Origin of the sequence: Paraclostridium bifermentans (genome assembly GCF_019916025.1) — a bacterium.
In the GTDB taxonomy this organism is placed as follows: domain Bacteria; phylum Bacillota; class Clostridia; order Peptostreptococcales; family Peptostreptococcaceae; genus Paraclostridium; species Paraclostridium bifermentans.
Map to the genome: position 1 here is coordinate 3,212,581 of NZ_CP079737.1, position 14,105 is coordinate 3,226,685.

At 28.1% G+C, this 14,105-nt stretch carries 13 protein-coding genes; 5 read left to right on the forward strand and 8 right to left on the reverse strand.

Annotation, left to right across the window (positions count from 1 at the left end; genetic code table 11):
- Positions 1 to 71: 71 nt before the first annotated feature.
- Complete coding sequence (locus tag KXZ80_RS15565) at positions 72 to 866, reverse strand: nitroreductase family protein (protein WP_021434266.1); 795 nt, start codon at positions 864 to 866, stop codon at positions 72 to 74.
- A 320-nt stretch (positions 867 to 1,186) separates the two neighbouring features.
- On the opposite strand from KXZ80_RS15565, the gene KXZ80_RS15570 reads away from it, so the two are divergent.
- The gene (locus tag KXZ80_RS15570) at positions 1,187 to 2,416 is read left to right on the forward strand and encodes an aminopeptidase (protein ID WP_021434267.1); all 1,230 of its coding nucleotides are present in this window, start codon (positions 1,187 to 1,189) and stop codon (positions 2,414 to 2,416) included.
- A gap of 47 nt (positions 2,417 to 2,463) precedes the next feature.
- Here KXZ80_RS15570 and KXZ80_RS15575 read toward each other — a convergent pair whose 3' ends face one another.
- Positions 2,464 to 3,417 (reverse strand): carbohydrate kinase family protein, encoded by a 954-nt coding sequence (locus tag KXZ80_RS15575; protein WP_021434268.1) that lies wholly within the window; start codon positions 3,415 to 3,417, stop codon positions 2,464 to 2,466.
- A gap of 314 nt (positions 3,418 to 3,731) precedes the next feature.
- Here KXZ80_RS15575 and KXZ80_RS15580 point away from each other — a divergent pair, with 314 nt between their 5' ends.
- The gene (locus KXZ80_RS15580; RefSeq protein WP_021434269.1) at positions 3,732 to 4,457 is read left to right on the forward strand and encodes a tRNA 2-thiocytidine biosynthesis TtcA family protein; all 726 of its coding nucleotides are present in this window, start codon (positions 3,732 to 3,734) and stop codon (positions 4,455 to 4,457) included.
- Between the two features lie 46 nt (positions 4,458 to 4,503).
- Here the strand turns inward: KXZ80_RS15580 and KXZ80_RS15585 are convergent, their stop codons facing one another.
- From KXZ80_RS15585 to KXZ80_RS15605, 5 genes are all read right to left on the reverse strand, one after another.
- Positions 4,504 to 5,130 carry a YIP1 family protein gene (locus KXZ80_RS15585; protein WP_021434270.1) on the reverse strand — a complete coding sequence of 209 codons (627 nt, stop codon included), beginning with the start codon at positions 5,128 to 5,130 and terminating at the stop codon, positions 4,504 to 4,506.
- A 20-nt stretch (positions 5,131 to 5,150) separates the two neighbouring features.
- The gene (locus KXZ80_RS15590) at positions 5,151 to 6,389 is read right to left on the reverse strand and encodes an ABC transporter permease (RefSeq protein ID WP_021434271.1); all 1,239 of its coding nucleotides are present in this window, start codon (positions 6,387 to 6,389) and stop codon (positions 5,151 to 5,153) included.
- Positions 6,390 to 6,391: 2 nt separating this feature from the next.
- Positions 6,392 to 7,072: an ABC transporter ATP-binding protein gene (locus tag KXZ80_RS15595; RefSeq protein WP_038286044.1), complete on the reverse strand. Its 681-nt coding sequence runs from the start codon at positions 7,070 to 7,072 to the stop codon at positions 6,392 to 6,394.
- Entirely contained in the window at positions 7,065 to 8,114 is a 1,050-nt protein-coding gene (locus tag KXZ80_RS15600) for an efflux RND transporter periplasmic adaptor subunit (RefSeq protein WP_021434273.1), read from the reverse strand. The genes KXZ80_RS15595 and KXZ80_RS15600 overlap by 8 nt, the downstream gene beginning before the upstream one ends.
- 520 nt (positions 8,115 to 8,634) lie before the next feature.
- Positions 8,635 to 10,107, reverse strand: coding sequence for a phytoene desaturase family protein (locus KXZ80_RS15605; protein WP_021434274.1), 1,473 nt, complete (start codon positions 10,105 to 10,107; stop codon positions 8,635 to 8,637).
- Positions 10,108 to 10,293: 186 nt separating this feature from the next.
- Here KXZ80_RS15605 and KXZ80_RS15610 point away from each other — a divergent pair, with 186 nt between their 5' ends.
- Entirely contained in the window at positions 10,294 to 10,944 is a 651-nt protein-coding gene (locus tag KXZ80_RS15610) for a superoxide dismutase (protein ID WP_052011394.1), read from the forward strand.
- A gap of 17 nt (positions 10,945 to 10,961) precedes the next feature.
- Here the strand turns inward: KXZ80_RS15610 and KXZ80_RS15615 are convergent, their stop codons facing one another.
- On the reverse strand, positions 10,962 to 11,618 hold the full coding sequence (locus KXZ80_RS15615) for a YitT family protein (RefSeq protein WP_021434276.1): 657 nt from the start codon (positions 11,616 to 11,618) through the stop codon (positions 10,962 to 10,964).
- A 253-nt stretch (positions 11,619 to 11,871) separates the two neighbouring features.
- Between KXZ80_RS15615 and KXZ80_RS15620 the strand changes: the two genes are divergently transcribed.
- Together KXZ80_RS15620 and KXZ80_RS15625 are read left to right on the forward strand one after the other, a co-directional pair.
- Entirely contained in the window at positions 11,872 to 13,083 is a 1,212-nt protein-coding gene (locus tag KXZ80_RS15620) for a glycine C-acetyltransferase (RefSeq protein ID WP_021434277.1), read from the forward strand.
- Positions 13,084 to 13,111: 28 nt separating this feature from the next.
- Positions 13,112 to 14,086, forward strand: coding sequence for an L-threonine 3-dehydrogenase (locus tag KXZ80_RS15625; RefSeq protein WP_021434278.1), 975 nt, complete (start codon positions 13,112 to 13,114; stop codon positions 14,084 to 14,086).
- The last annotated feature ends 19 nt before the right edge of the window (positions 14,087 to 14,105 follow it).

A 14,105-nucleotide genomic window follows, 5' to 3' on the forward strand; every position in this document is an offset into this window, starting at 1 on the left:
CCCATATACCTTTCTATTAAATTTTACAAAATTAAAGAGTAACCCTATATAAAAATAGAGTTACTCCTTAATTATACGACACTTATATAATATTCTTTTCTTAATTTGTCTTTAACGTCTAATTTTACATATTTAAAATCTATATTATGATATTTACATCCAATTTCAAAATGCTTTAAAGCTATCCCCATATTAATTTGATTCATATTTTCATCTGAATCTTTTTTCATATATATATCAAGAGACCCATTGTTTTGATAAAATCTCCATGGTTGCGAATTTTTGTATGATGGCGCTATTCTTACACATTCAATTATATTAGTCCATTTTTCATCTACATTCTTAGCAATCTTTTTCATTGGTTTTCTATCTATATTTTCATTTTCTTTTCTAAACAATTCATTTCCATCTGGAAATCCTATAGCTATTAACATTACTGGCTTTTCATTTTCTTCTAAGTGTACAAAGTCTAATATAGACTCTTTATTAAAATTATCATCTAACCAACTCGTTGCTAATCCCATTTCTGTTAATTTTAAAATTAACTCTTCTCCTGCAAATCCTACACTATCTAAATATTTTATTGGAGTTGGCTTCTCAACATCCCCTTCTTCGTTTTCTTCTATTTCAGGAAGTTGAACTGTTAAAACTATATAATGAGGAGCAACTAGTCTATGTCTCTTTTTTATTATAAATTTCAAGCTATCCCCTTTTAAAATAGGATGTGCCTTAATCTTTATTTCTTTATTTAAACTATCCATATCTTCACATAAATTTCGAACTTCTTCAAACATATTTATGCTTAATCTTTTTGTAGAGTATTTTTTTATAGATTTTCTATAAAAAATCGCATCATATAACTGCAAATCTAATTCCTCCTATCTACAAATATAATAAATATTATTATATCAAAATATATAGTTTTATACTATCTTTCATTGTTCTCAAAATAGTTACATTATTTACTTTATTTTTTAAAATCAATCCGTTTTTAAAATTTAAATTTATGGGTATTTTAAAATAATATCGTTAAAATAATAAGTTTGAATAGTCTTTCATTTTAGAATAGTACAACTTTTTAATATTAAAAAAAAACTGTAAATGTATTAACAAAATGATGTTATACTTAGGCTAAGAAAGACTTATTCTTATTTTAAATACAATTATTTTGAAAGGATGTGCCTTTATGAATTTAGAAAAAAATTTAGAAAAATATGCTGAGCTATCTGTTAAGGTAGGAGTTAATATACAACCTGGACAAACGTTATTAGTTAGATCTCCTCTTGAGTGTGCTCCATTTGTAAGAAAAGTTGTAAAAAAAGCTTATGACCTAGGAGCTAAGGATGTACATATAGAATGGTCAGATGAAGAATGTACTCTTATAAAATATTTAAATGCACCAGATGAAACTTTCAACGAGTTCCCAACTTGGGTTTCTGATCAATACGTAAAAATAGCTAAAGAAGGCGGAGCTTTCTTAACTGTTTACGCTCAAGATCCAGATTTATTAAAAGATGTAGACCCTCAAAAAGTTGCTAACTTCCAAAAAGCATCTGCTGAAGCTTTACAAGAGTGGAGATCTTATACTCTATCTGATAAATCAAAATGGAGTATAGTTTCTGTTCCTACAGCAAACTGGTCTAAAAAAGTATTCCCAGGAGTTTCTGAAGAAGAAGCAATAGATAAAATGTGGGAAGCAATATTCCATTGTACAAGAGTCGACCAAGAAGATCCAATAGAAGCTTGGAATCAACATAATAAAAACTTAAAAGTTAGAATGAGCTTCTTAAATGATAGCAAATTTAAAACTTTATACTTCAAATCTGGTAAAACAGATATAACTATGGAATTACCTGAAGGTCATATATGGGCAAGTGGAGCTTCAAAAGATCCAAACGGAGTAAACTTCAATCCAAATATACCAACAGAAGAAGTATTCACTTTACCTCATAAATTTGGTGTTAACGGTATAGTTGCAAGTACTAAACCTCTTGTTTACGGTGGAAATGTTATAAACAACTTTACATTAACATTTAAAGATGGAAAGATAGTAGACTTTACTGCTGAAGAAGGATATGATACTTTAGCTAAATTAATAGATACAGACGAAGGTTCTCACTATCTTGGAGAAGTTGCTTTAGTTCCATTTAAATCTCCTATATCAAATACAAATATAGTATTCTACAATACTTTATACGATGAAAATGCTTCTTGTCACTTTGCTATAGGTACAGCTTATAAGAGCTGTGTTGAAAACGGAGTTAACATACCTCAAGAAGATTTAGATAAACATGGCATAAACTTCAGTATAACTCATGTTGATTTCATGATAGGTTCTGCTGATATGAACATAGTTGGTGAAAAAGCTAACGGTGAAAAAGTTCAAATATTCACAGATGGAAACTGGGCATTCTAATAATAATCAAAAAAGGGCTATCTATTTTAGATAGTCCTTTTATAATTCTAGTATATTTTTTCCGTCCAATTAAGCTTTTCTATATGTTCTAAAACAACATCATCGCTCATTTCTGGGTGTATAGTATCTTCATGAGCTATAGTTAAAACAGACATAGCTACTGCATATTTAACTGTATCTTTTAAACTTACGTTTCTCATGTAACCATATCCTAACCCAGCTACAAATGAATCTCCAGCTCCTGTAACATTTACAACAGGAACATTATTTGCCTTTATAGTTCCTTCTTCAGTTCCATTATTATAATATATACCATCTTCATCTAAGCTTATAAATACATTTTCTATTCCTAAATCTATAAAGTGTTTACCAGCTTTTCTTAAATCATTCTCTGACTTTATTTCGAATCCGCACATTATTTCCGCTTCATATCTGTTAGGTTTTATTGTATGGAAATATTTTATTAAATGTTTTATATGCTTAGCTTTACAAGCAGATACAGGATCTAAGATAAATTTAGTTTGTCCTTCAAAAGTTTTTAATATATATTCAACAATTTCAGGTTTATCCGAGTCTAAAAACATATATTCAGCATTTCTTATTATTTCTGCTTTTGAATCTATAAACTCTGTTGTAAACATGTCAGTTACTTTCATATCAACTACTGCTGATTCAAGTTCTCCTTCATGATTTAAAACAGCCATGTATGTAGGTGTGCTTCCACCTTTAATTATTAAAGAGTCTTCCATATCATAGTTCATAACTTTAGAATGTTCCATCATTCTTCTTCCTGTTTCATCATCACCTAATATTGATATGAACTTTGTATTTATACCTACTCTAGCCATATTTTCTGCTATGTTTCTACATACTCCACCAAAAGAAGTTTTAACCCTTCCTGGATTTGAGTCGTTACATCTATAATTATCATTTGTAAATCCGATTATATCAAATATTGATACTCCAAAAACTAAAGCGTATGGTTGTTTATTATTTGCCATTTTTATCTTCGACCTCCCATAAGAATCACTTTCATATTTTAACATAAAAATATATGCCTTTTCTAGACAAAAAAGCACATATTTTGACCTTTTGCAATATTTTCTAGAAATTTTTTAAAATTAAATACGCTAATATCGTTTTCTTCATTTTTTATTTTTACCAATAAAAATTTACTTTACTCTTATCGTCAATAACTTCATTATTTACTTAAGAAGTTTTTATTTAATACAATTTATTACAATTGTTATAAGAATTTTAGTTTGATATAATAAATTTTTAAGTACTATTATGCTTTTAGGAGGCATCTAATTTTATGAAAAAGTTATTAAGTAAAGCAAGACAAGCAATAAATGATTTTGATATGATACAAGATGGAGATAAAATTGCAGTTGGTTTATCTGGAGGTAAAGATAGTTTAACTCTTCTTCATATTTTAAATAATTATAAAAATTTTTCACCTCAAAAATTTGAGCTTATAGCTATAACATTAAACCCTGGAGGTGTTGATAATTCGCCTTTATATGATTTATGTTCAAATTTAGGAGTTGAATTTCACGAAGTTCAAACAAATATAAAAGAAATTATATTTGATATAAGAAAAGAAAAAAATCCATGTTCTTTATGTGCAAACTTAAGACGTGGCGCCTTAAATGATACAGCAAAAAAACTTGGATGTAGTAAAGTTGCTTTAGGACATCATAAAGATGATGCTGTTGAAACTTTTGTAATGTCTATGTTCTTTGAAGGAAGAGTTAGTTGCTTTTCTCCAAAAACTTATTTAGATAGACAAGATTTAACTATAATAAGACCTATGGTCTATATTGAAGAATATATGACTAAAAAAGCCACTAAGGATTTCAATTATCCTGTAATTAAAAATCCATGCCCAGCTGATGGTCACACAAATAGACAAAATATTAAAGAACTAATACAAAAACTTAACTTAGATATTCCTAATATTAAAAGAAATTTATTTAACTCTCTAAATAACTCAGATCAGTTGTTTATATGGGATAAAGAGAAAATAAAGAATATATAGAAATCAAAAAAGCTACTCAAAATGAGTAGCTTTTATTTTTAATATTTTATATAGGAGTAGCTATTATAACATTTACTATAGACACTATTGCAAATATCAATGTTAAAATATATAAAATCGTTGGAAGTATTTTATGTAATTTTTTAGTTTGTAAGTAATATTTAAATATTCCATATAAGAAATATGTAGCCCATAATTTTATAAGTATATTATTTAACTGACTAGCTATTGCTTGTGCTTGTATATCACTCACAGCTACTGTTGTTATTAAAGATAGAATGGCTAAAACTATAGAGAATACTATAAATCTAATATATAGTAAACTTTTAAAGTATTTTTTGTCTTTTATTTCTTCACTTTCAACAAATCCCATAAACATTTTACTTACAAAGTATAATATATTAACACATATTAAAGCATATATTAATGGTCCAACAATATATGACGCCCATTGAAATGCCATAAATCCGGTTTTCCCTGCGCCTTCAAGTCCTAACTCACCTACTAAGTCAGACATCTGTGAATTCATAACTACTCCACTTAAAATACTTACAGCTACAAGAGCTATAAACCAGTATCTTAATTTTATAGGTTCTTTACTTTCATATTCTTCCTTTGTAAAATCTTTGAAATATTCTTTTGGTTGTATTATTAATGTTTTTAAATCCCTCATATATATTCTCCTTTTTATTTTTAATTATATATAGCCTTTATAGGATCCAGTCTAGATGCTTTGTATGCAGGTATTATCCCAAATATAATACCAACTATTACAGATGTAGCTGATGCACCTATAAATGTTTTTATAGTAACCACAGGCTTAAATGGCATGAACATACCTGCAATTTGTGATAAAACAAATCCTATTAAAATTCCTAACAGTCCCCCTATTAAAGTTACAAACATAGCTTCAAATAAAAATTGCAACATTATAGAATTCGGAGTAGCTCCTATTGCTCTTCTTATTCCTATCTCTCTTTTTCTTTCCGTAACTGAAACATACATTATATTCATAACACCTATACCTCCAACAAATAGTGATATAGCTGTTATAAGAGTAATAAACATAGTTATACTTGAGATTATTTTAGTAAATGCCTCCGTTATACTTCCTGGATTGAAAACATCATATGTTCCATGTATTTCTGGATGATTTTCTTGTAGCATTTCCTTAACTTGTTCTGAAACAGCATCAAAATCATATCCAGGTGATATGAAAACATCTAAAGAAGTTATTTCATTTCCCTTATTCTTATTTTGTAATTCATTTATTCTATCAATAGACGATTTTTGTATTAAATCTTCATTAGCTGAAAATAAGCTCTCCCCTTTTTCTTGAACTCCAATAACTTCAAACATAGTTCCATTTAAGTTTATAGCCTTCCCTACAGCTAACTTAGGATCATCAAATAGTTTTTTTGCATTTTGATATGTTAATACTATTACATCATTTTTTATGTCACTTTTTTCGAAGTATCTTCCATATTCAACTTTATCTGATTTTTGAGCTGGTATTAAGCTCATACTCTCACTATCATCATCATAAGCAGTAGCTCCTATAGATGTATGTCTATCTAAAAAATTAACCTCTCCATACAATCCATTCCCAAAACCAAAGCTTTCCTGTTCCTTTGGTTTTTCAACCTTTTCAACCCCATCTATATGTTTTAAATCATAAATATCATTTTCTATAAACGGTTCAACAGACGATAAATCTGCTTCAGGGTTTTCAGAGTAAAAACTTACAGTAACTTTATTTGCATTTACTTTTCCTGTTGTTTTAGAAACTTGTTCTTTAAGTCCATCCCCAATAGATAATACAACTACAACAGAACTTATACCTATAATAATTCCTATCATAGTTAAGAAAACCCTTAATTTATTAGCTTTTAAGCTTAGCAGAGAACTTTTGATTAAATTTTCTATACTCATATCTATCCCTCCTCAATAAAAACACCGTCTTTAAGGTATACCACTTTTGTTGCATATTTTTTTAGGTCTGGATCATGAGTAACCATAACAATAGTTTTTCCTTGTTTATTTAGTGAACTTAATATGTTCATGATTTCATTACTTGTATTAGTATCCAATGCACCTGTAGGCTCATCAGCAAATATTAATTGAGGATCATTAATAAGCGCTCGTGCAATAGAAATACGTTGTTGCTGACCTCCAGATAACTCATTTGGAAATTGCTTTATTTTTTCTAATAATCCAACCATTTTTAAATTATTTTCAACTCTTTTTAATCTTTCTTTCTTTCCCAATTTATTATCATAAAGAAGAGGAAGTTCTATATTCTGACAGATATTCAAATTATTTATCAAGTGAAATTGTTGAAATATAAACCCTATATTTTTGTTACGAAAATGAGATCTTTCAACTTCTGTTAAATTTGTAACATCTTTTCCATCGAAAATATATTCTCCTTCATCAAACTTATCTAAAAAACCTAAAATATTTAACAGAGTTGTCTTTCCACTCCCTGACTTACCCATTATCATTACAAAATCTCCATGCTTAATTTCCAGGCTTAACGACTTTAAAACATGCAATCTATTTTTTCCTAGTCCATAGTATTTTTGTATATTGTTAAGTTCGATAAAGCTATTCAATTTCCTGACCTTCTTTCATCTCACTATTTATAACTTCTACAATTTCATCTTTTTCTTTTAAGCCTGATGATACTATTGTTGATTTCCCTTTTTCTCCTTTTGTTTTTATATCTTGCTTAACAAGCTTATTATCTTTTATTAAATAAACATATTTTTTACTTCCTTCTGTCTTAACAGCTGAAGTAGGTATCTCTATCAATTTTTCAGTATCTTTTAATTTAACTTGAACATGATATCCATTTACTACATTTTCTTTTGAATCTAAACTTATTGTCACTGGATAATTAGCAACTTGAGATGTTGATACCGCTCCCTCTGTTGGAACAACTTGCTCTTCTGGATCGTAGGAAATATCAAGTATTTCACCTTTTACATTTTTGTCATTTGCTAATACTAGTATATCCACATCTTGATTTAATTTTGTTTTTTCTAAATCTCTCTCTGATACTTGTGCTTTTACATATAAATCATTACTTTTTAACTTTAATAAAACTTGGTTTTCACCCTCTGCTGCTTTACTTGGAACACTAACTTTTCCTGCAAATGGGGCATATTCATGTGTATATTCTTTTTTCTTAAGTTTCTCTATTTGTTTTTTATTACTTTTTATTTGGTCTTCTATAGAAGCTCCTACATTTGGATTCATGACATCTGTATTGTTTTGAATTTCATTATTTTTAGGTTCACTACTTTTATTTTTTTCTTTTTTTAAATCTGATATTTGATCTTCTAAGTCTGATATTTGATTTGCTATTTCTTCGTTTTTATATGTTATAAGCAAACTTCCTTTACTTACAATTTCACCATTTTTCTTGTTTATTTCATAATCTGATCCCTTACTTATGTCTTTATAGAAAATTTTAGATTTTGACGGTTCTACAACTCCACTGAAGAAAGTTTTCTTATTTTCAGGAATTATATACCTTTTAATGGCTTGCTCTTCCTTAACCTTTTTATCTTTGCTTTTATAAGCTAAGAACCCTATGGCTCCTCCCCAAATAACTACTAATGCTAACCCTATAGCTATGTGCTTTTTTTTCATTTTTCCCTCCTACTATTAACTTTACAATTTAAATCCCCATTTTTTAAATCTACATAAATCTTTAAATTTCATACTACCATATACATTTTTATAAAAATCAAAAATGGACTAAAACATGGTTTTAATGGAGTAAAATGTATATTTTTGTTATTTCACTCCACTAAATCGTAATGTTAGTCCACTTTCTACTTTTATATATACTTTTATGTTAGCATTCATGTAAAGTAATTCTAATTTCTAAGGTATATTATTTAACGTTCTTAAATAGCAGTGCCGCTTATATGCTAATTTATTCAAATTAGTACTACCCTTAAATTGAAATTACTTTTTTTGTGTAGATTTTTAATCTTACTTTTAGCAAACATACTATCGTTAAAAAGTGAGATAATAAATGAGTATCTTAAGAAAAAATTTATCTTAATTGAATTCAGCGATTATCTCATACGAAGTTATAAAATTAGAGCACACAATGCTCTAATTTTAAAAATTTAATAAAAAATAGTTAGTCATATTAATATGACTAACTATTTTTTATTATCTCATCTGCGATTAATTTACTTCCTTTTACTATTACAGATGCTCCATTCCCTGGATGCGTTGAAGACCCTATAAAATATAAATTTTTAACACTCTTTGATTTTATATGTGGTCTTAAATACCCTATTTGATTAATGTTATGAGCTATACCAAATGCACATCCTTTATATGCATTAAAATTAGTTTCTATATCCTTAGGAGTCAAATATTTTTCGTAAATAATATTTTCTTCTATATCCTCCATACCCTTAATCTTAGTTATCGATTGTATAACCTTATCTCTAAAACTTTTTACTAGTCTTTCATTCCATTCAATATTCTCATGCTCTAAGTTAGGAACTCTAATCATTATGTTTAAAATCTCCTTTGATTCTCCACATACACTATGATCTATTTTACTAGGACAATACATGTAAAAAGAAGGTTTATTAGGCAAATCACCTTTAAATGGAGCTTGTATATTTTCTTTAAAGTTTTCTCCAATATATATATTATTAACTTTTAAATTTTTATATTTTTTATTTAATCCTAAATAAATGATTAACGTGGAACATGAAAGTTTAAGTTTTTCAATTTTTTTATCTTTATTTACATCTTCCTTTATTAATTTTTTTATTGCATATGGAAAATCTGCATTACATACTACGATATCTGACGAATACTTTCTATCACTAGTACTTACACCTTTTACTATTCCTTTATCTATTAAAATCTCATTTACCTCTTTGTTTATATATATTTTCCCACCCATTTCACAAAATAGTTTTTCTAAAGATTTTATATACGAATACATTCCACCCTTAATATACCAAAGCCCATATAGTTGGGATATAGCTGGGATTAAAGTATATAAATTAGAATTTTCATATGGGTCAATTCCTATATACATACATTGAAACAATAAAAAATCTCTTATTTTATTATCTTTTATATATCTAGACGTATACTTATATGAACTTGGAATTGGATTTAATTTAATTGCAGTTTTTACAGATTCAAAGTTTAAAATCTCTTTTAAATTTTCCATAGGTTTATTTAAAAATTTTTCATTTGATAAAACATATTTGCTATATGAATTTGATATGTACTTTAAATAAGCTACTCCTAAGTTACAATCTATAGATTCTAAAAATTTTATAGTTTTAGAAATATCACTATAAAATTCATAATTAGTATTGTCTTGATAGAAAACTTTGTACATAGTATCTAATTTTACTAAATCTATATACTTTGAATAATCTTTATTTACATAATTAAATATCTCAGTATAGTTTTGAGGTGTCATAAGTATGCTAGCTGTTAAATCAAATTTATCTCCTTTATTTTTAATTTGATTTATTTTTCCTCCTACTGTACTTTCTTTTTCTAAGATAGTAACTCTATAACCATTTTGTAATAATCTTATTCCTGTTGTTAGCCCACCTATTCCTGCTCCAATTACTATAACTTCCTTCATATTTTTCCCTCCTTCCTTTATTAAATATTATTTCCATTAAATTCAACTTTATGATTACACATTCATATATAAATTCATATTTCCCAGGAAAATTTAAATTTATTTTTTTCTAATGAGCATAATATCAATTAGGAGGTGATTTTCATTAAAATCAAAAAAATTTTTTTTAGTTTTTTAGTTTTTTTTATGTTTTTATACATTAACTCGTATGCTAATATGCCCGATAATAAAGAATTTAAATTAGAGCCACTACCTTATGCCTATGATTCACTTGAACCTTATATAGATAAGGAAACTATGATTTTGCACCATGACAAACATCATCAAGCATATGTTGATAACTTAAATAAAATACTTTCCACTCATCCAGAAATTGAATATAAAAGCTTAGATCAACTTTTATCTAATCCAACTATACTTCCACGCGATGTAAGACAAAGTATTATTAATAACGCTGGTGGAGTTTATAATCACAACTTTTTTTGGAGTATAATGAGCCCAAATAAAAGTGGGCAAGCTAAAGATGAACTATTAAAAGCTATAGAAAAAGATTTTGGTTCTTTTGAATCTTTCAAAGAAAAATTTAATAAATCAGCACTAAATACATTTGGATCTGGATGGACTTGGTTAGTTTCTAATGATGATGGCGAGTTAGCTATAATGTCTACTTCAAACCAAGATTCTCCAATTACATCAGGAGTAAAACCTATAATAGCTATAGATCTTTGGGAGCATTCATATTATCTTAAATATAAAAATGAGCGTAATAAGTATATAGAAAATTGGTGGAATGTAGTTAATTGGGAACAAGCAAATAAAAACTATTTATCTAAATAAAAAAGAAGTAGCATTAATTATGCTGCTTCTTCTAATTTTTCTTCATTTTCTTGTTCTTTAATATTTTTCTTTTTCTCTATTTTTTCTATTACTCTATCTATCAATAATCCATTTAAAATTATAACTAACATAGAATATATTCCTTTTCTAAGTCCAAAAGTGAATCCTCCCATTATAGCAACAAATAAATCCACTATTAGAAGTGATATTCCTATATTAAATGTAGTATATTTATTTAATATCTTAGCTAAAATGTCTGTACCACCAGTAGATGCATTTGTTGCGAAAACCATAGCTAGACCTATCGCAGTTACTAATGTACCCCCTATTACAGCAGCCAATAAATTTGTAGTTAAAGCTGTTGAATTTAAAATTTTATCCATAAAATCTATTACTACAGACAACATAAAACTTGCATATATTGTTTTTAATCCAAAATCTCCACCTATTAAAATAAATGATATTGCAAACAGTATTAAATTACCCATAAATATTATAATTCCCATAGATAAACTCGGCGAATAATGGTTTATTATAAGAGCTAAACCACTAAGTCCTCCTCCAGCTATATCATTAGGTGCAAAAAAGTACTGTATCCCAATAGCAACTAAGATTACTCCTATCGTTACAACAATATATTCTTGTAATCCTTTAATAAAATCTGATTTTTTCATGTTTAAGACCTTCCTTCGTTGTCAATGTTTTTAAACGCAATTATTAGAATATCAAATTTTTGATGTTTTTGGTAGTAAAAGTCTTAGCATTTTTGTGTATTTTTTTATATTTCATAAAAAAACTTCCATTTATAATGCATGCTGTTTATTTTTGTTATTTTTTTAGAAAATTTGATTTTCGATTATCATTTACAATCTTTAATATTGAAACTTAAAATTATATTAGTACAAATTTATATTAGGGGGATAAATTATGAGTTTAGATATAAGTTCAAAAAGTAAGGCATTATCTACTTTTCTTAACGAAAATCTTAATGATTTAAAATCTAAGGGTCTATATAACAAAATTGATTCTCTTCAAAGTTCTAATGGTCCTATCATTCAAATAAATGGAAAACATCTAATTAACCTTTCATCTAACAATTATCTTGGACTAGCTACAAATAAAAATTTAATAAATGCTACCGTTGAGGCTACAGAAAAATATGGAGCTGGTGCTGGTGCAGTAAGAACAATAAATGGTACATTAGAAATCCATGATATTTTAGAAAATACTATAGCTAAATTCAAAGGTACAGAATCAGCTATAGCTTTCCAATCAGGATTTAATTGCAATATGGGAGCTATTCAAGCTGTCATGGATAAAAATGATGCAATTTTATCAGATGAACTTAATCATGCATCAATAATAGATGGATGCAAACTTTCTGGATCCAAAATAATAAGATTCAAACATTCAGATATGAATGACTTGAGAGAAAAAGCTAAACAAGCTCAGGAAAGTGGATTGTATAAAAAAATAATGGTTATAACCGATGGAGTTTTCTCTATGGATGGAGATATAGCTAAACTTCCTGAAATAGTTGAAATAGCTGAAGAATTCGACTTAATTACTTACGTTGATGATGCTCATGGTTCTGGAGTTACGGGAAAAGGAGCTGGAACTTGCAAGCACTTTGGTCTATCAGATAAAGTTGATTTCCAAATAGGAACACTATCTAAAGCTATAGGTGTTGTCGGTGGATATGTTGCAGGTTCTAAAGATTTAATAGATTGGTTAAAGGTGAGAGGTAGACCTTTCTTGTTTTCAACATCTCTTACTCCTGGTGCTGCTGCTGCTTGTACCGAATCTATAAATATACTTATGAACGATGATACTTTAGTTCAAAAAGTTTGGGAAAATGGAAATTATCTTAAAACTGGATTAAAATCTTTAGGATTTAATATAGGAAATAGTCAAACGCCGATAACCCCATGCATTATCGGAGATGAAGCCAAAACTCAATTATTTAGTAAAAGACTCCTAGAAGAAGGTGTTTATGCTAAATCAATAGTATTCCCTACTGTTCCTAAAGGTACCGGAAGGGTTAGAAATATGCCAACAGCTGCTCATACAAAAGAAATGTTAGATGATGCTTTAAGTATTTATGAAAAAGTAGGAAAAGAATTAGGAGTTATTAAATAAATTTTTTAATTTTGTAGGGGGTAATTATATGAAAAAAATTCTTATTACTGGAGCTCTTGGTCAAATAGGTTCTGAGTTAACATCAAAACTTCGAAAGGAATATGGAGTGAGCAATGTTTTAGCTACTGATGTTCGCTCAATAGAAGAAAGTGAAGTTGTAAATAATGGTTTATTTGAAACTTTAGATGTTATGGATGTTGAAGCTATGGGAAGACTAGCTAAAAAACACAATGCAGATACTATAATACATCTGGCGTCTTTATTATCTGCAGTAGGAGAACAAAAACCTCAATTTGCATGGAAATTAAATATGGGTGGTTTAGTAAATGCTTTAGAAGTTTCTAAAGAAACTAGTGCTACACTATTCGCACCTAGCTCTATAGCTGCATTTGGACCTAATTCTCCAAAAGATTTAACTCCTCAAGATACTATACAAAGACCAAATACTATGTATGGGGTAACTAAGGTTTCAGGAGAATTATTATCTGATTATTATTACCATAAATTCGGAGTAGACACAAGAAGTGTAAGATTCCCAGGACTTATATCATATGTAACTCCTCCTGGTGGTGGAACAACTGATTACGCTGTTGATATATACTATGAAGCTTTAAAAAATAAAAAATATGAATCCTTTATAGCTGAGGGTACGAAAATGGATATGATGTATATGCCAGATGCTCTTCAAGCTGTTGTTGACCTTCTTGAAGCTGATAGTTCTAAATTAATTCATAGAAATGCATTCAATATAACAGCTATGAACTTCTCTCCTGAAGAAATAGCAGCTGAGATTAAAAAGAATATGCCTGAATTTGAATTTAGCTACAACGTTGACCCAGTTCGTCAATCTATAGCTGAATCTTGGCCTAATTCTATAGACCCATCTTGCGCAGTTAATGAGTGGGGCTTCAAGTTTGAATATGATTTAAGAAAAATGACTATAGATATGTTACAAAAACTAAGCGAAAAAGGTATAGGTAAAGAAAGTGTACATAACGCTTAAAATATAATTAAATAAGCTG